Genomic DNA, 17,817 nt, shown 5'->3' with positions numbered 1-17,817 from the left:
GGCTTGCTCGCGAAGGCGGCGGGTCAGCCAATGAATCTATCAACTGACACACTGCATTCGCGAGCAAGCCCGCTCCCACATTTTTGACCGAGTCAGACTTCAATACCTCCACACAGGTCAGCTTCTCTGTGGGAACTGACTAAATCAGACTTCAATATCTGCACAAATCTGCTTCTCTGTGGGAGCTGGCTTGCCTGCGATGCAGTCACCTCCGTCCAACTGACTTCAACGCAGCTCTACACACTCCACCGCCCGATCCACCAACGCCCTCGCCATATCCACCAGGTGCAGCACCGAAAGCACCAACGCCTGCGAAGTCCCCTCCAACCGATCACCCGCTTCCTGCGCCGTGGCCGACGCACAACGCAACAGGCTGCTGGTATGCACCAACGCACTTTCAAAACTGGCTTCAGCATCGACGGCAAACAACATCGGCTCTACCGAATCCGGCGATGGAGCAGGGCAGAGATAGTGATCCAGCGCGCGTTTGTACGCGGCGTATTTATGCGCTTGGTCTGAAGAAGGGTCAAAGCGATTGAAAGGCGGATCGGGAATAATCTTATCCATCGTGAAGCACCTCTAGTCGGGAGAGGCCGTCACCATCGCTGCTAAACGATTGAAAGGTGGCGGCCGAGCGCAGGTTAGCAGAACCGGAGGCTAGGACCCGGCGCACCCGGAGGTGCCCTGCGCACGGCCACCATAAAGCGTCGGGCCGAAAAAAAGCGCCCTGCATAAGGTGGCGCTGTGCGCCTAGTCATCGGCGGGCTGCTAAACCCGATCACTGAATTGGCAGTGACCGGCGAAGACTAGCTAGCTGAGTGGGGAGGCGCAAGTAGCTGGGATTTTCTCGGAAACGTCCTGCGAGGGAAAGGGAAATCGTGGCGTATCAATGTAGGCATTGAGCGACGTTGTCAGTTTGCACAAGGATTAGATATTGGGCGAAACGATGGTAGGATCAAGCCTTGCGTCGGTGTGTACGGCAAGGCCTTCCGAGTAACCTATTCTGTTTCTGGTTTTTAAATCAAGGTGCCGGTTAAACCTTATCAAGAATCTAAAAATATTATTTATAGGGAAATTATTGTGCTGGGTTTTTTTCGCTGTTCGAAAAATAAGATTGAAAAAAGAGGGGGCGATCGTTGGCCTCGCCCCAAAAAAACAGCAGATTTTAATCAGTTGATCATAAAGTTGATTTTGATTTTGCTCACCTTTATATCGTTGGCTGGAACTCTTATTCCTTTGGTTGATCTGTCAAAGGTTGATAAACTAGAGGCCGCAATTTTGGGCGGCGCTGCAGTAGTTTTATCTGTGCTTTTTGCTGCTTTAGTATGGCTTGAAACGAAGGGGCTCGGGGGGAAGAGGGTTTATAACTTGGAGGACGCCAAAGGTATAAGTTCATATATGTTGCACTGGATTGGCCACGGGGGACGGGTCGCAATTTGGTCGAGAGATTTGAGTTGGGCGAGTCATGAGAAATCCAGTGAGTGTTTATTTGAGAAAGCTAAGCGTAAGGAGCTTATATTATGTCTGCCCGCACATACCGAAATGTCTGAGAAGCTACAGAGTGCTGGCGCAACTGTGTATATAGTGGGCGAAGACCTTCTTGCGGAGCCGAACTCACGGTTTACAATTGCTTACTACAAGCGTGATGGAAGTAAGGTTGCTGTTGGGCGCACGAAAGGAGATAAGCATGTTATAGAAGAGTTTAGTTCGGGTGAACATCCGGCTTATTTTCTAGCGTATGACTTGGTTAAACTTGCCCAGTCAATATCAGAGCGAAAGAAAGCGGTAATTTAAAATGAACTCCTTTGAACGAGTGATGAATATTTCAGCCCGAGATTTAGCAGTGGAGTGGGACGCGCTTGCTGCTGAACGTCATAACCAAATAATTAAAGGGCTTGATATCACATTTCATCATGTGATGGTTCCTATGGTGAAAAGCCTAGTCGGGCCTGATTTTAGAGGGGTCTTAGTTGATGTGGGATCAGGTACCGGTGAATTAACACAAAAGCTTGCTTATAATTTTAAAGAGATAATATGTATTGAGCCATCAATTAAGAGTATGGCGATATCAAAAAGAGTTCTGAAAAAATATAAAAATGTTAAGTTTCATAATCGTGACTTTGAACATGCAGCTCTGAAATTTGAAGATGGCGAAGACGTGACTTTTATCGCGGCCATGGTGATGTCTGCTACATCTGATATTGAGGGTTTCGCGTATAAAATGTCAAAGATGGCGCCTGTTGGGGCACGGTTTATTGCGACTATTCCACATCCCTGTTTTTGGCCTAGATATTGGGGTTATGATAAGGAAGATTGGTATAGTTATAAGCGAGAGCTATTTGTTCAAGCGCCATTTAAGACTTCGTTGGTAGAGTCGTCTTTAAAAACAACTCATGTTCATCGGCCGTTAGAAAAGTATTTGAACTTATTTTCAAGTCTTGGTTTTTTCTTAGAAGTTATGCATGAGCCTGTGCCAGATCCTATTGTTCAATCTTTTTACCCCAAAGAATGGGAGTTTCCAAGGTTCATTGGGTTTAGATGGGTAAAAGCTTTCAATGTTTGATTATTGCTGATTGAGATTCTCGGCAAGAGCGTTGTTACCGAAAATCCCCACCACCTCCTTCCTCAACCACAAATGCCGCGGATCCTTCTGATTCCGCGCATGCCAATGGTGCTTCAAGCTATACGGCGGTATCTCCACCGGCGGTTCGATCATCCGCACCGCCGAGTGTTTCTCATAGATATGCGCCACCGACCTCGGCATCACCGCAATCAAATCCGAGCGCTCGATAATCGCTGACATACTCATGTAGTGAGACATCTGCAGCACGATCTTTCTTTCGATCCCTTGCTCCGCCAAAAAGCTCTCATACATCTCCTGACTGCGGCTGCCATCGCGCACTTGCAGGTGTTCCAGTGTGCAGAATTCTTCCATGCTCAGTTGCGGGCCGGTGATGCGGTGGTGGCGGCCGATGAGGCAGACGAGGTCGTGGGAGAACAGGCGTTGTTGGTAGATGTTCGGGGCGTCGAGGTCGGGGAAGTAGCCGAGGGCTGAGTCGACGCGGCCTTCGCGCAGGGCTTCGTGGAGGTCTTTGGGCCCGAGGCTCAGGCAGTGGATTTTGGCGTGGGGCGCGGCGCTGCGCAGGCGGTCGAAGAGGGCGGGGAGGAACACCACTTCGCCGATTTCGCTTAAGCAGAAGGTGAAGGTTTCGCGGCTTTCGGCCGGGTCGAAGGTGGGGCTGGGGAGGATTTCCTGGTCGATGGTGGCGATGACTTCGCGGGTGCGTTCGACGATGCTGCGCGCCCTCGGGGTGGGTTCCATGGCGGTGCCGCTGCGCACGAACAGGGGGTCGCCGAGGGAGTGGCGCAGGCGCGACAGCGCGGCGCTGGCGGCGGGTTGGCTGATGCCCAGGCGCTTGGCGGCGGCGGTGACGTTGCCGCAGTCGTGGATGGCCAGCAAAACGCGTAGCAGGTTCAGATCCGTGCGCATGACTATAACCAAATCAAATAGATTGAATAACCAGAATTTGCTTCTGCTATTTGTGCCCGACGACGAGGATTGTGTCCAGACAAGAATAAAACCAAGAGGCACCTTCATGATCAACCTGCATGACATCCGCTATGTGCGTCTGGGCACCGCGGACCTCGCCCAGGCCAAGCTGTACGCCACGCAGATGCTCGGTCTGCAGGTGGCGCGCGAGGCTAACGGCGCTATCTATTTTCGCTCCGACAGCCGTGACCACACCCTCTGCTACTACGAAGGCGACCCGCGCGAAACCACCACCGCGTTTGAAGTCACCAGCCTCGGCGAACTCGACCACGCCGCGCAATTGCTCGAAGACAATGGCTTTGCCGTACGCCATGGCAGCCGTGAAGCCGCCGAGGTGCGCCACGTCAACGAGCTGATTCAATTTCGCGATCCCAGCGGCAATAACATCGAGTTGGTGTTGCGCCCGCATGCCAGCGGCAGCCGTTATTTTGCGACGCGTGACGCTGGCATCACCGGCTTCAGCCATATCGGTTTGCGCACCACCGATGCCAAGCGCGACGAGCTGTTTTGGACCACGTTGGCCAACGCCCGCGTGAGTGATCGCATCGGCGAAGCGCCGCTGCTGCGCATTGACGAGGTGCATCACAAAATCGCCCTGTTTCCCTCCAGCCATGCCGGCGTTCAACACATCAACCATCAGGTGGAAAGCATCGATGACGTGATGCGCGCCTGGTATTTCCTCAAGGATCGCGGGATCAAGATTCTGTTCGGGCCGGGCCGCCATCCCACGTCGGGGGCGATGTTCCTGTACTTCGAAGGGCCGGACGGCATGACCTACGAATACTCCACGGGCGTGAGCCACATCGCGCCCGAAGACGACGCCACGCACCAGCCCCGGCAGTTTCCGCTGGTCACCAGCTCGTTCTGTGCCTGGGGTTCGAAGCCGGACATTCCGGAGTTCAAGTCATGAGCAGCGTAAGCCAACACGCCGAAGTGCGGGTGGCCGCGCGTGCCCTCGCCAACGCTGGTTTTGTGCATGCGTACGGGCATTGCAGCCTGCGCCTGGATGCCGAGCATTTTCTGGTGTGCGCCGCGAAACCCATGGGCCTGATCCAGCCCGGCGAGCCTGGCACCGTGGTGCCGGTGCATGGCGCGTTGCCGGAAGGGGTGTTGGGCGAAGTGCGCATTCATCAACAGATTTACAGGCGTCGCCCCGACGTCAACGCGGTGATCCGCAGCATGCCGATGCAGGTAATGAGCCTGTCGTGCGCCGGGCTCACGCCGAAGTTGCGCCACGGCATGGGCGCCTATTTCAAGGACGGCGTGCCGCTGTGGGATGACCCGCAATTGCTGCGCGACGACGCACAAGCCGCCGCGCTGGCAGAACGGCTGGGCCAGTCCCAGGCCCTGGTGATGCGCGGCAATGGCGCCATCGTGGTCGGCGGCTCGCTGGTGGAAGCACTGACCCTGGTGTTTTACCTCGAAGACGCCGCGCGCATTGAACTGCAACTGCTCGCCGCCGGGGTGGCGGACACCGCGCCGCTGCTGAGCCCTGAAGAAGCCCGCCAGCGCGCCACCAACAGCGGCCGGATCTTCGAACGCATGTGGGACTACCTCACCGCCGGCGACGCCGAGCTGAACCTGATTACAAGAGAAGAGCGCTAACCATGAGCAAGCACTTTCATAACTTTATCGACAACAAATGGGTCGAGGGCGTGCGCACCTTCGACAACCGCAACCCGGCTGACAACAGCGTGATTGGCCAGATTCATGAGGCGGGTCGCGAGCAAGTCGATGCCGCCGTCAAAGCCGCCCGCGCCGCGCTGAATGGCCCGTGGGGCAAGCTGACCATCGCCCAGCGCACCGCCTTGCTGCACAAGGTCGCGGATGGCATTGAGCAGCGCGCCGAAGAGTTTGTCGCCGCCGAAATCGCCGACACCGGCAAGCCCCATGCGCTGGCCAGCCACCTGGACATCCCGCGCGGCGCGGCCAACTTCAAGGTGTTCGCCGATCTGATCCGCAATGTGCCCACCGAAAGCTTCACCATGGACACCCCCGACGGCGGCAAGGCGGTCAACTACGCCGTGCGCAACCCGCGCGGTGTGATCGGCGTGATCTGCCCGTGGAACCTGCCGCTGTTGCTGATGACCTGGAAAGTCGGCCCGGCGCTGGCCTGCGGCAACACTGTGGTGGTCAAACCATCGGAAGAAACCCCGGCCACCGCTACCTTGCTCGGCGAAGTGATGCGCGACGCAGGCGTGCCGCCGGGCGTGTACAACGTGGTGCACGGCTTTGGCGAGAACTCGGCGGGCGCCTTCCTCACCGAGCATAAAGACGTGGACGGCATCACCTTCACCGGTGAAACCGGCACCGGCGAGGCGATCATGAAAGCCGCGTCCAAGGGCGTGCGCCCGGTGTCACTGGAGCTGGGCGGCAAGAACGCCGGGGTGATTTTCGCCGATGCGGACCTCGACAAAGCCGTGGCCGGCATCGCCCGCGCGGTGTTCGAAAACAGCGGCCAGGTGTGCCTGGGCACCGAGCGCGTCTACGTGCAGCGCCCGTTGTTTGAAGCCTTCGTCGCCGCACTCAAAGTGCGCGCTGAAGCCATCAAGGTCGGCCCGCCGAACGCACCGGGCGTGACCATGGGCCCATTGGTTTCCGTGGGCCATCGTCAGAAAGTGTTGAGCTATTACGCGCAGGCGGTCAAAGACGGCGCCACCGTCGTGACTGGCGGCGGCATCCCGGACATGCCCGCCGAACTGGCCGAAGGCGCCTGGGTACAGCCAACCATTTGGACCGGCCTGAGCGAAGACTCCGCCGTGATCCGCGAAGAAATCTTCGGGCCGTGCTGCCACATCGCGCCGTTCGACGATGAGGACGAAGTGGTGCGCCTGGTCAACGACACGCCGTACGGCCTGGCTGCCAGCGTATGGACCACAAACCTGCAAGTCGCCCACCGCATGGGCGCGGCATTGGACGTGGGCATCTGCTGGATCAATTCGTGGTTCCTGCGCGACCTGCGCACCGCGTTCGGCGGCGCCAAGCAATCCGGTATCGGCCGCGAAGGTGGGGTGCATTCCCTGGAGTTCTACACCGAACTGCGCAACGTGTGCATCCGCCTGTGAGTACCCCAATGACAAACCTTAACCACCTCGGCGCGCAGTTGCACCAGGCGCTGACCGACAAGAAACCGCTGGCGCCGCTGACTGAACAATTCCCCGAATTGACCGTGGCCGAGGCTTACCAGATTCAACTGGCGATGCTGCAACCGCGCCTCGACGCCGGGCAAACCGTGATCGGCAAGAAGATCGGCGTCACCAGCCAGGTCGTGATGAACATGCTCGGTGTCGACCAGCCAGACTTTGGCCACTTGCTCAGCGGCATGCTGGTCAATGACGGCGCCGCACTGGCTTGCGCTGACTTCATCGCCCCCAAAGCCGAAGGCGAAATTGCCTTTGTGCTGAAGGAAGACCTGATCGGGCCCGGCATTACCGTCGCCGATGTGTTGCGCGCCACGGCGTATGTGATGCCGTGCTTCGAGATCGTCGATTCGCGGATCAAGGACTGGAAAATCAAGATCCAGGACACCGTCGCCGACAACGCTTCCGCCGCCGCGTTTGTACTCGGTGACGGCGTGGCTGACCCGCGTGACATTGACCTGGCCTGCGTCGGCATGACCCTGGAAAAGAACGGTGAAATTGTCGCCACCGGCGCCGGTGCGGCCGCCCTCGGCCACCCGGCGAACGCGGTGGTGTGGCTGGCCAACACCCTCGGCCAACTGGGCATCGCCTTGAAAAAAGGCGAAGTGATCCTGTCCGGCTCCCTGGCCGCCATGGTCCCGGTACAGCCCGGTGACCAGTTGCGCATGAGCCTGGGCGGTATCGGCTCGGCTTCCATCCGATTTGTTTGAAGGACAACCCCATGAATCTGTCAGCAGCAACCATTGCCGAACTCGCCACCCACCTGGAAAACGCCGAGCTGAACCGTGAGGCCGTGGCCAAGATCACGGATGCCCACCCGGACATGGACTGGGAGGATGCCTACGCGATCCAGAATACGATTCGCGCCAACAAGGAAGCGCGCGGCGTGCGCATCGTCGGCCTGAAAATGGGCCTGACATCCTTCGCGAAAATGAAGCAAATGGGCGTCACCGAGCCAATTCACGGTTTTATCACTGACTACGGCTCCTGCGCCGACGGCTCGGTGATCGATGTGGATTCGCTGATTCACCCCAAGGTTGAAGCCGAAATTGCCTTCGTCCTCAAGCACCCGCTCAAAGGCCCCGGCGTGCACGTGGGCGACGTCTTGGCCGCCACCGATTTCATCCTGCCGGCCGTTGAAGTCATCGATTCGCGCTACGAAAACTTCCGTTTCGACCTCAAGAGCGTGATCGCCGATAACACCTCGTCCGCGCGCTTTGTCACCGGCGGCCAGGCCCGCAGCCCGTTGGGCATCGACCTCAAATGCCTGGGCGTCGTAATGGAGAAAAACGGTGAAGTGGTTGCCACCGCCGCCGGTGCCGCCGTACTGGGCCACCCGGCGCAAAGCGTGGCGATGCTCGCCAATATGCTCGCCACCCAAGGCAAGGAACTGCCTGCCGGCACGTTCATCATGACCGGCGGCGTCACCGAAGCCATCGCGGTAGAGGCGGGTGACCAGATCACCGTGCGCTACCAGCACCTGGGCAGCGTTTCCATGCGCTTTGCCTCCAAATCCGCGTGAGGAACTGACCATGCCAATCATGCATGTGTACCTGATGGAAGGCCGCGACGATGAGCAGAAAGCGCGGTTGATCGAAGCGTTGACAGATGCCGCCGTCGAGTCGATCCAGGCCCCGCCGGAGTCCGTGCGGGTGATCATCACTGAGGTGCCGAAGACTCAGTTCGGCATCGCCGGCAAAACCGCCAAGGCCTTGGGGCGCTGACATGAGCACAGATAAAAAGAACGTCGCCATTATCGGCTCGGGCAATATCGGCACCGACCTGATGATCAAGATCCTGCGGCATGGCAAACAATTGCAGATGGCGGTGATGGTCGGCATTGATGCGGGCTCCGACGGCCTGGAACGGGCGCGGCGCCTGGGCGTGGCGACCACCCATGAAGGCGTTGAAGGCTTGGTGCGCATGCCCGAGTTTGCCGACATCGATTTTGTGTTCGACGCCACGTCGGCCACGGCCCATGTCGACAACGACGCCTTGTTGCGCCAGCACAAACCGGGCATCCGCGTGATCGACCTGACGCCCGCTGCCATTGGCCCGTACTGCGTGCCGGTGGTGAACCTGGAGGCCAACCTCGCGGCGCTCAACGTGAACATGGTGACCTGCGGCGGGCAGGCGACGATTCCGATGGTGGCGGCGGTGTCCCGTGTGGCCAAGGTGCATTACGCGGAAATCATCGCTTCCATCAGCAGCAAGTCTGCCGGCCCCGGCACCCGCGCGAATATCGATGAGTTCACCGAAACCACCGCCCAGGCCATCGAGGCAGTCGGCGGTGCGGGCAAGGGCAAGGCGATCATCGTGCTCAACCCGGCCGAGCCGCCGTTGATGATGCGCGACACGATGTATGTGTTGTCGGAGGCGGCGGACCAGGCTGAGGTGGAGGCGTCGATTGCAGACATGGCGAATGCCGTCACCGCCTATGTGCCGGGGTATCGGCTTAAGCAGAAAGTGCAATTCGAAGTGATCCCGCCCGACGCGCCGCTGAATATTCCGGGCCTGGGGCGCTTCAGCGGCTTGAAGACCACGGTGTTCCTCGAAGTCGAAGGCGCCGCCCATTACCTGCCGGCCTACGCCGGTAATCTCGACATCATGACCTCCGCTGCGCTGGCCACCGCCGAGCGCATGGCGCAGGCCCTGTGAGGCTCACACCATGACCTTCAACCCCGGCAAGAAGCTGTACATCAGCGACGTGACCCTGCGCGACGGCTGCCACGCGGTGCGTCACCAGTACTCCATCGACAACGTGCAAACCATCGCCCGCGCGCTGGACAAGGCCCGCGTCGATTCCATCGAAGTGGCCCACGGTGATGGTCTGCAAGGCTCCAGTTTCAACTACGGCTTTGGTGCCCACACCGACCTTGAGTGGATCGAAGCGGTCAGCGATGTGATCAGCCACGCCAAGGTCGCCACTTTGCTGCTGCCAGGCATCGGCACCGTGCACGACCTCAAGGCGGCCTACAACGCCGGGGCCCGTGTGGTGCGCGTGGCCACCCATTGCACCGAGGCCGACTGCGCGCGCCAGCACATTGAATATGCGCGCACGCTGGGCATGGACACGGTGGGCTTTTTGATGATGAGCCACCTCACCAGCCCGCAGAACCTGGCGCTGGAAGCGAAGAAAATGGAAAGCTACGGTGCCACCTGCATCTACGTGGTGGACTCCGGCGGCGCCATGAGCATGCAGGACATTCGCGAGCGCTTCCGCGCGGTGAAAGCCGTGCTCAAGCCCGAGACCGAGACCGGCATGCATGCGCACCACAACCTGTCGTTGGGCGTGGCCAATTCCATCGTGGCGGTGGAGGAGGGCTGCGACCGCATCGACGCCAGCCTCGCCGGTATGGGCGCCGGGGCGGGTAACGCGCCGCTGGAAGTGTTCATCGCCGCTGCCGACCGTATGGGCTGGAACCATGGCACGGATTTATACGCGCTGATGGACGCCGCCGATGACATCGTGCGGCCGTTGCAGGACCGCCCGGTGCGGGTGGACCGTGAGACCTTGGCACTGGGCTATGCCGGGGTGTATTCGAGCTTTTTGCGGCACGCCGAAGTGGCTGCAAAACGCTACGACCTCAAGGCCGTGGACATTCTCGTGGAGCTGGGCAAACGGCGCATGGTTGGTGGCCAGGAAGACATGATCGTCGATGTGGCGCTGGACCTCCTGAACCGCTAATGATCGTTCCCACGCTCTGCGTGGGAATGCCGCCTGGGACGCTCCGCGTCCCGCTACAGAGCAGTGACGCGGAGCGTCACGGTATGCATTCCCACGCGGAGCGTGGGAACGATCGCTTTTGCAGTACAAATGACTCACCCCAAAGACAACTCCAAAAACAGGGGAACATTGATGAACAGCAAGACTGCCAACCCAGGCGCAATAATCGATAACAACAGGGTGTCCGGCTACCAGATCATGGTGCTGGTCCTGTGCTTTCTGGTGGTGCTGGTGGACGGTTTCGACACCGCCGTCATCGGCTACATCGCCCCGGCGCTGCGTCAGGAATGGGGCCTGCAACCGGCTCAACTGTCGCCCGCCTTCGGCGCCGGTTTGTTCGGCTTGATGGTCGGCGCGTTTATCTTCGGCCCGGTCGCCGATGCCTACGGGCGCAAGAAAGTGCTGCTGGTCTCGGTGCTGATCTTCAGCCTCGGCACCCTGGCCTCGGCCTATTCCACCTCCATCGACATGCTCACTGCCTTGCGCTTTCTCACCGGTATTGGCCTGGGCGGGGCGATGCCCACCTGCATCACCTTGAGCGCCGAGTATTCACCGGCGCGGCGCCGGATGATCATGGTCACCCTGGCCTACAGCGGCTTCACCACCGGCCTGGCGCTGGGCGGGGCGGTGGCCAGCCAGATTATTCCGGTGTTCGGCTGGCGTGGGGTGTTGATGATCGGCGGGGTCGTACCGCTGCTGTTGCTGCCGGTGTTGGCCTGGCTGTTGCCCGAGTCGGTGCGTTTTATGGCGGCCCACGCTGGGCATACCGATGCGCTGCGAACAGTGATGGGGAAGATCACCGGCCGCACCGACCTGCACGACATCACCTTCATCGAACCGCAAAGCCCGGTGGCCGTGCGCTCGCCGATCTCGCAACTGTTCATTGAACACCGCGCCCTGCGCACGGTGCTGTTGTGGGGCACGTTTTTCTGCTCGCTGTTTGTGTTTTACCTGCTGACCAGCTGGTTGCCGAGCATTCTCAAAGACGCCGGCTACGACATCAGCGCCGCCGCGCGGATTGGCGCGATGGTGCCGTTGGGCGGCACGGTGGGGGCGATTTTGATGGCGTTGCTGATGGATCGCGTGAGCCCGTATCGCGTGTTGGGCCTGGCGTATCTGGGTTCGGCGCTGGTGATCGCGTTGATCGGGTTTGTGCTGGCCGACGCGTTCTGGCTTGGGCTCACGGTGTTCATGGTCGGCTTCGGTGTGGCCGGGGCGCAGAACGGTTTGAATCTGTTGTCCGCAAGTATCTACCCGACGGCTGCCCGCGCGACGGGCGTGAGTTGGGCCATGGCCAACGGGCGGGTGGGTTCGATCATCGGCTCGGTGCTTGGCGCGTGGCTGATTGCACAACTGGGGCAGCCGTCGGTGTTTTTCATCGTGCTGGCGGTCCCGGCGCTGCTGGGCTCGATTGCAATCTTCTCGTTGCAGCGCATGACCGAGCGCAAAAAACCAGTGTCCGAAGTCACCGCACTCCCAACCTGATAACCCGATCAATGTGGGAGCTGGCTGGCAGCTTGCATCTTTGGTGCTGGTCCACCGCCATCGCAGGCAAGCCAGCTCCCACCGTTGATCTGCGTCACTGCTGTAACCCCACACAACAATAAAAGCCAACGGGTACACCCAATGAAAACTTCCGTATTCCAAGCGGCGCCTGCATGCGCCTGCGTTTTGCTCTCCCTCACCACCGCCGCCCAGGCAGAAGGCTTTCTCGACGACGCCCACGCCAAAATCGAGGCGCGCAACGTCTACTTCAATCAGGACAACCGCAGCGGCCCGGCCCAGCCCTCAAAGCTGGAAGAGTGGGGGCAGGGTTTTATCCTTAACTTCAACTCCGGCTACACCCAGGGCCCGATCGGCTTTGGTGTGGACGCCTTGGGTATGCTCGGTATTCGCCTGGATTCCGGGCGCGGTACCCACGGCAACCCCAACAGCGTGACCCAGGGCGGTTTTGTGTTCCCCACCGACAGCGATGGCCGTGCGGTGAGTGATTTCGCCAGCCTGGGCCTGACCGGCAAAGTGCGGGTGGCCAAGACAGAATTGAAAGTCGGCACCCTGATGCCCAAGTTGCCGGTGGTGGTCTACAACGACGGGCGCCTGTTGCCGGAGACCTTTCAGGGCTGGCAAGCCACGTCCAGGGACTTCGAAAACTTCACCCTGATCGGCGGGCGCCTGAGTGGCGTAAAAAGCCGTAACTCTTCAAACGATGAAGACCTCGCCATCAGCGGCGCCGGCGGCCCGGCGGGCAAGCGCAGCAATCAGTTCTACTACGCCGGGGTGGATTACACCGTGCGCCCGAACCTACTGCTGCAGTACTACTACGGCAACCTGGAAGACTTTTACCAGCAGCACTTTGTCGGCCTGGTGCATAACCTGAGCTTGCCGGTGGGTAGCCTGAAAAGTGATTTGCGCTTTTTCGACAGCACCTCTGACGGCGCCAACGGCAGCGCCGCCGGGCGCGCCGAGGGGTATCGCAGTAGCGGATATCACAATAACGGCGAAGTCGATAACCGCGTGCTGGCGGGGTTGTTCACCTACAGCCTCGGCGGGCACGCGTTCAGCCTGGGTTATCAGCACCTCAATGGCTCCAGCGATTTTCCGTTTCTCAACGAGGGCGATGGCTCGTCGACCTACCTGATCACCGACCGCCAGACCGGCGCGCGCTTCCAGCGGGCCGGGGAGAACACCTGGGTGGCGCAGCACGCGTTCAATTTCGCCACGGTGGGGCTGCCGGGGCTGACGTCGCAGGTGATGTACCAGCGCGGCGGGGATATCAAGTCGGACCAGGGCCCACAGCATGAGTGGGAACGCGATTTGATGCTGACCTATGCGTTCCAGAGCAAGACGCTGACCGGGTTTGCGGTGCAGTGGCGCAACGCGATGTTGCGCAGCACAGTGGCGACGCAGCGGGATCTGGATGAGAACCGGCTTTATCTGACCTATACCCACGCATTTTTCTAAGGTTTGGCATCAATCAAAAAATGTGGGAGCGGGCTTGCCCGCGATGAGGGAGTGTCAGTCAACACAATCACTAACTGACACACCGCTATCGCGGGCAAGTCGAAGCGTCGAACCGCCGCTCCCACATTTAGTTCTATGTTGTGCCTGTTAATACCGCCTGCTCGCGCTCTGCGCTGTTGACGTTGACGGTGCGGGCGAATCTCACCGTGTCACCCTCAAACACGCACACCACCCGGTCGCGAAACGCGGTCTGCGGGTAGATCCAGGTCATTTCCAGGGTCTGCGTATCCAGCCAGCGGGCGCCGGCGACGATCTGTGCATCGTTGAATTCATAGCCATGGTGCAAGGCGCGGCCGGGCATGCTGGTGGTGCCTGCCAGCCAATGGTCGACGCCCACGCTCAGGCGGTGAGTCGCCTGGTTGTCGGTCAATTCGAACCTCAGCACACCCGCCCGGAAGTCGAACGACAACTGCTTCACGCCCAACCCGTTCTCGGCCATCGCAAACACGCGCGTCGAGTCTGCGGGTGCCGCACAGGCTGAAACCAACAACGGCCGCTCAGCCATGCTCGCCAACCGCGCCTCCAATCGCGCATCCGCCTTGGGCGTCCCACCGCCGCCAAACGCCGCCGGAAAATACCGCTCGATAAACGGAATGATCTCGGCCGAGTTCTTCATGCCGCCGACCACTACCAGCGTCGCGCCATGCTCGCGGTACACCGCCGCCATCTGCACAAACACACCCAGTGCGCTGAAGGCGCCGCCGGGTTTCATCATCCAGTGGTAGCCGTAGCGGCTGTTCGGCCCGCCTTGGGGTTGCGTCGCCGCCTTGACCCAGGCCGCAGGCATGACCTGCTGGCCGTTCCACACGCCGTCCTGAGCATGCAGCACGGCCAGTTTCAACACGGCAGAAACCGGCGCAGTCAGGCCATTGCCACCGGGGTTCACACCATCGGGGCCGATGTCCCAGTGTTCGTTATGGATGTCCAGCGGCGCGAACAGGCGCGGTTTCAGGTAGGCGTGCAGGGTCTGCCCGGTCACGCGGTTGATCAGCGCCGACAACATGTAGCTCGCCGCGCTGGTGTAGACGTAGTCAGTGCCCGGCGCATAAACCAGTGGAATCTTGAAGAATTCGGCAATCCAGCTGGTGTCGATGCCGCGCCATACCGAGCCTGAGGTATTGCTGGCGTGGCCGGTGCGCATGGTCAACAGGTGCTCGACGGTCATTTCTGCCAGGCGCGGGTCTGCATCTGCCGGCACTTCATCGGGGAAGAAACTCACCAAGCGGTCATCAAGTTTCAACAAGCCTTCGTCGATCGCCAAGCCAATTGCGCAGCCGGTGAAACTCTTGGCCATGGAGTGCAGCACGCGCGGCTCGTTGGGGTCCACCGGCCAGGTCCAGCCTTCGGCGAGCACATGGCCGTGGCGGTGCAGCATGAAACCGTGCAGGTCCAGGCCAGCGGCTTTGACTGCGTCGAGAAAGGCAACTACTTGATCGGGGTCAACGCCAACACTGCTGGCGCTGGCACGGGGCAAACCATCGTAGGAAATCGGCGGCATGAATAGGCTCGTGGGGCTAAAGGTCAACGGCTGCGATGCACCAGCCGTGAATAGGAAATCAGCATGCTGGTGAGTTCCTGGCTGACACTGGTCAGCGGCGAGGAGCGCCGGCTGATCAGGCACACATCGCGGCTCGCCAGCGGTTCGTCGATGGCAATGGTGGTCAGCGCGCTGGAAAACAGTTTCATCCCCGGCAGCATGCGCGGCTCGATGGTCAGGTAGTCGGTTTCCGAGACGATGTGCAGGGTTTCCAGCAACGAATCGGTGGTGATCGCGATTTTCGGCGGCGCCAGGCCCTGGGTGCGAAACAGCTCGACCAGGCGGTTTTCCGCACCGCCGACCACACCGGAGGGGCGCACGCTGATCCACTGGCAGTCCACCAGCGCCTGCACGGATTTGGCCTGGGCCAGCGGATGGCCCTTGCGCGCAATAATCCCGGCGTTGGAGCTGTAGAGCCGATCGATGGCCAGGTCGATATCGGTGACATTCGGCGCCAGCGGGCACAGCACAAAGTCCAGGCGGCCATCGCGTACCTTCTCGACCAGCCCTTTGGTGGTGTCGCTGGCCACGTGCACCTGAATGCGCGGGAAGCGCTGGGTGAAGTTGCTCAGCACCGGTAGCAACAGTTCGGCCAAGGGCTCGGAGGTGACGCCCAGGGCGATGTTGCCTTCGGGTTCGCCTTTCCACGGTTGCAGGTCGAGCAGGGCGCGTTCGCAATCGAGGGTGATGGAGCGCGCGCGCACCAGGAACACTTCGCCGGCCGGGGTCAGGTTGATGCCCTGGTTCGAGCGTTGCAGCAAGACCACCCCAAGTTCTTTTTCGAGGGTCTGGATCGATTGGGTCAGGGTGCTTTGCGCCACGTCCAGCTGGCGCGCAGCAGAGCGGAAACTGCCTTTTTCGACCACGGCACAGAACGCACGGAGATGGGTGAGTGTCATGAAGAACTGCCTCGGGGTGCGGCATTTAAACCATTGGATGCCGGCCAGCTTATCTGATGGTCGACGGGGCGCACAGATCGGTTTGGCCGATCAGGTTCATTATTTTTGATCGTGCGTAAACGGCTTTAAGCCTCGATTTTTCGGTAGGCTCAGGGCATTGCGAGGCTAAATGGCCAAGTGATCGGAAAACCCGAGCCCGATCACCTGGAGCGTTCTTCTCAAGGTTGGCGCGTGAAGAATAAGATCGGTCCAGGAACATTCGCCCACCGTGAACGGCGACTAAAACAACAACAACTATTCAGGAGTTCGGCCGTGCCTCTTTTTGGGTCCTGCCAGCGTCCGAACCCATGCGTAAGGAACAGTTAAGGTGCATTTATCCATGAACAAGACTTTTATCCTGGCAGGCGCCTTGTCTGCGGCGCTGATGGGCACTGCCCACGCTGAAAGTGTCTTGAAGGTGGCGCTCAACGCCGACATTCGCAGCACCGACCCGGGCGTGAACCGCGACACCAACTCGGACGCTGTGATCATGCACATCACCGAAGGGCTGGTGGCATTTCGTGAAGACGCCACCGTCGGCCCGCTGCTGGCCAAAGACGTGCAGGTGTCCGACGACGGCCTGCGCTACACCTTCCACCTGCGCGACGGGGTGAAGTTCCAGAACGGCAAGCCGCTGACGTCCGCCGAGGTGCTGTGGACCTGGAAGCGCTTCCTCGACCCCAAGACCCAATGGCGCTGCGCGCCTGAATTCGACGGCCATGGCGGCGCAAAAATTGTCGACATGAGTGCCCCGGACCCACTGACCGTGGTGTTTACCCTCGACAAGCCCAACGGCCTGTTCCTTACCAGCACCGCACTGCCGGAATGTGGCGGCAGCGGCATTCTGTCGCCGGACTCGCTCAACGCCGACGGCAGCTGGAAAGCGCCGGTCGGCACCGGACCGTTTCAACTGGGCGAGTGGAAACCCGGCCAATACGTCGAACTGCTGCGCAACGCCAACTACACGCCGCGCGATGAAAAAGAACCCGACGGCTACACCGGCAACAAAACCACCAGCCTGGACCGTGTGCGCTTATTGGTGATCCCGGACCCGGCGGCGGCCAAGGCGGCATTGCTGTCGAAAAACGTCGACCTGCTGATTGATGTGACCCCGCTGGACGCCACCGAGCTGGCCGCCAACCCCGGCGTGCGCGTGACCTCCAGCGGCACTATGTCGGTCAATGCCTTGCTGTTCCAGACCCGCGACCCGTTGCTTAAAGATGTGCGCCTGCGCCAGGCCATCGCCCACGCGCTGGACACTGCGCAAATCGTCGAAGCCCTGACCGGCGGGCGTTCCAAGGCGAATAACTCGATGGTCGCCAGTGGCAGCCATTACCACACCGCCATTGAAGATCAGGGCTTTGCCTTCGACCCGGCCAAGACCGCGCAACTGCTGCGCGAGGCGGGCTACAAAGGCGAGCCGATCAAGCTGATCGTCAACAAGCGCTACGCGGCGATCTTCGATATGGGCGTGTTCGTGCAAGCCATGGCCAAGGCCAGCGGCATCAACCTGGAACTGGAAACCCTGGAGTGGGGCACCCAGCTTGAGCGCTACCAGAGCGGCAACTATCAGATGATGGCGTTCCCGTATTCCGAGCGCCTCGACCCGGCCCTGAGTTTTGACTCGATGACCGGCGACAAGGACAAGGAAGCCCGCAAGGTCTGGGACAACCCCGACGCCCGCCACTGGCTGCGTGAAGCCCAGCGCGAAGGCGACATCACCAAACGCCAGGCGTTGTTCGACCAACTGCACCAGCAGATGCTCAAGGACGTGCCGCTGATCCCGATGTACAACGGCAACGCGATTGCCGCCAGCCGCGACTACGTGAAAGGCCTGCGCACCTGGCCGGTGTCCAAGCCGCGCCTGTGGACCGTCAGCGTCCCCGCTTCCGGGAGTAATTGAG

Annotated in this window: 17 protein-coding genes; 13 read left to right on the top strand and 4 right to left on the bottom strand. The window is 60.2% G+C overall.

What is annotated here, in order from left to right; translation table 11 throughout:
• Positions 1 to 225: 225 nt before the first annotated feature.
• Positions 226 to 567 (bottom strand): DUF6124 family protein, encoded by a 342-nt coding sequence (locus tag BFW87_RS32395; RefSeq protein WP_078743080.1) that lies wholly within the window; start codon positions 565 to 567, stop codon positions 226 to 228.
• Positions 568 to 1,026: 459 nt separating this feature from the next.
• Between BFW87_RS32395 and BFW87_RS28640 the strand changes: the two genes are divergently transcribed.
• Positions 1,027 to 1,794, top strand: coding sequence for a hypothetical protein (locus BFW87_RS28640; protein ID WP_139372520.1), 768 nt, complete (start codon positions 1,027 to 1,029; stop codon positions 1,792 to 1,794).
• Position 1,795: 1 nt separating this feature from the next.
• Positions 1,796 to 2,563 (top strand): methyltransferase domain-containing protein, encoded by a 768-nt coding sequence (locus BFW87_RS28635; protein WP_078743078.1) that lies wholly within the window; start codon positions 1,796 to 1,798, stop codon positions 2,561 to 2,563.
• Here the strand turns inward: BFW87_RS28635 and BFW87_RS28630 are convergent, their stop codons facing one another.
• Positions 2,564 to 3,490, bottom strand: a complete 927-nt coding sequence (locus BFW87_RS28630; RefSeq protein ID WP_078743077.1) for a LysR family transcriptional regulator — start codon at positions 3,488 to 3,490, stop codon at positions 2,564 to 2,566. It abuts the gene before it with no gap.
• Between the two features lie 106 nt (positions 3,491 to 3,596).
• Here BFW87_RS28630 and BFW87_RS28625 point away from each other — a divergent pair, with 106 nt between their 5' ends.
• From BFW87_RS28625 to BFW87_RS28575, 10 genes are all read left to right on the top strand, one after another.
• Entirely contained in the window at positions 3,597 to 4,460 is an 864-nt protein-coding gene (locus BFW87_RS28625; RefSeq protein ID WP_078743076.1) for a VOC family protein, read from the top strand.
• Positions 4,457 to 5,155, top strand: a complete 699-nt coding sequence (locus BFW87_RS28620; protein ID WP_078743075.1) for a class II aldolase/adducin family protein — start codon at positions 4,457 to 4,459, stop codon at positions 5,153 to 5,155. Before BFW87_RS28625 ends, BFW87_RS28620 begins: the two co-directional genes overlap by 4 nt.
• Positions 5,156 to 5,157: 2 nt before the next feature.
• Positions 5,158 to 6,615: a 2-hydroxymuconic semialdehyde dehydrogenase gene (locus tag BFW87_RS28615; RefSeq protein ID WP_078743074.1), complete on the top strand. Its 1,458-nt coding sequence runs from the start codon at positions 5,158 to 5,160 to the stop codon at positions 6,613 to 6,615.
• Positions 6,616 to 6,623: 8 nt separating this feature from the next.
• Complete coding sequence (gene dmpE, locus BFW87_RS28610) at positions 6,624 to 7,400, top strand: 2-oxopent-4-enoate hydratase (protein WP_078743073.1); 777 nt, start codon at positions 6,624 to 6,626, stop codon at positions 7,398 to 7,400.
• Between the two features lie 11 nt (positions 7,401 to 7,411).
• The gene (gene dmpH / locus BFW87_RS28605) at positions 7,412 to 8,212 is read left to right on the top strand and encodes a 2-oxo-3-hexenedioate decarboxylase (protein ID WP_078743072.1); all 801 of its coding nucleotides are present in this window, start codon (positions 7,412 to 7,414) and stop codon (positions 8,210 to 8,212) included.
• A gap of 10 nt (positions 8,213 to 8,222) precedes the next feature.
• Positions 8,223 to 8,414: a 2-hydroxymuconate tautomerase gene (locus BFW87_RS28600; RefSeq protein WP_078743071.1), complete on the top strand. Its 192-nt coding sequence runs from the start codon at positions 8,223 to 8,225 to the stop codon at positions 8,412 to 8,414.
• A 1-nt stretch (position 8,415) separates the two neighbouring features.
• Positions 8,416 to 9,348, top strand: a complete 933-nt coding sequence (locus tag BFW87_RS28595; RefSeq protein ID WP_078743070.1) for an acetaldehyde dehydrogenase (acetylating) — start codon at positions 8,416 to 8,418, stop codon at positions 9,346 to 9,348.
• A gap of 10 nt (positions 9,349 to 9,358) precedes the next feature.
• On the top strand, positions 9,359 to 10,378 hold the full coding sequence (gene dmpG, locus BFW87_RS28590; RefSeq protein ID WP_078743069.1) for a 4-hydroxy-2-oxovalerate aldolase: 1,020 nt from the start codon (positions 9,359 to 9,361) through the stop codon (positions 10,376 to 10,378).
• 171 nt (positions 10,379 to 10,549) lie between these two features.
• Positions 10,550 to 11,902 (top strand): MFS transporter, encoded by a 1,353-nt coding sequence (locus BFW87_RS28580; protein WP_078743067.1) that lies wholly within the window; start codon positions 10,550 to 10,552, stop codon positions 11,900 to 11,902.
• A 141-nt stretch (positions 11,903 to 12,043) separates the two neighbouring features.
• A complete protein-coding gene (locus BFW87_RS28575) occupies positions 12,044 to 13,378 on the top strand; it encodes an OprD family porin (RefSeq protein WP_078743066.1) in 1,335 nt (444 codons plus the stop codon).
• Between the two features lie 133 nt (positions 13,379 to 13,511).
• Here BFW87_RS28575 and BFW87_RS28570 read toward each other — a convergent pair whose 3' ends face one another.
• Together BFW87_RS28570 and BFW87_RS28565 are read right to left on the bottom strand one after the other, a co-directional pair.
• A complete protein-coding gene (locus tag BFW87_RS28570; RefSeq protein WP_078743065.1) occupies positions 13,512 to 14,936 on the bottom strand; it encodes a serine hydrolase domain-containing protein in 1,425 nt (474 codons plus the stop codon).
• A 23-nt stretch (positions 14,937 to 14,959) separates the two neighbouring features.
• Entirely contained in the window at positions 14,960 to 15,874 is a 915-nt protein-coding gene (locus BFW87_RS28565) for a LysR substrate-binding domain-containing protein (RefSeq protein ID WP_078743064.1), read from the bottom strand.
• Between the two features lie 379 nt (positions 15,875 to 16,253).
• Here BFW87_RS28565 and BFW87_RS28560 point away from each other — a divergent pair, with 379 nt between their 5' ends.
• Entirely contained in the window at positions 16,254 to 17,816 is a 1,563-nt protein-coding gene (locus tag BFW87_RS28560) for an ABC transporter substrate-binding protein (protein ID WP_078743063.1), read from the top strand.
• Position 17,817: the final 1 nt, after the last annotated feature.

Source organism: Pseudomonas fluorescens (genome assembly GCF_002022275.1).
GTDB classification, from domain to species: Bacteria; Pseudomonadota; Gammaproteobacteria; order Pseudomonadales; family Pseudomonadaceae; genus Aquipseudomonas; species Aquipseudomonas fluorescens_AJ.
Note: the sequence above shows the minus strand (reverse complement) of the source record. Positions and strands in the feature narration are given on the sequence as shown.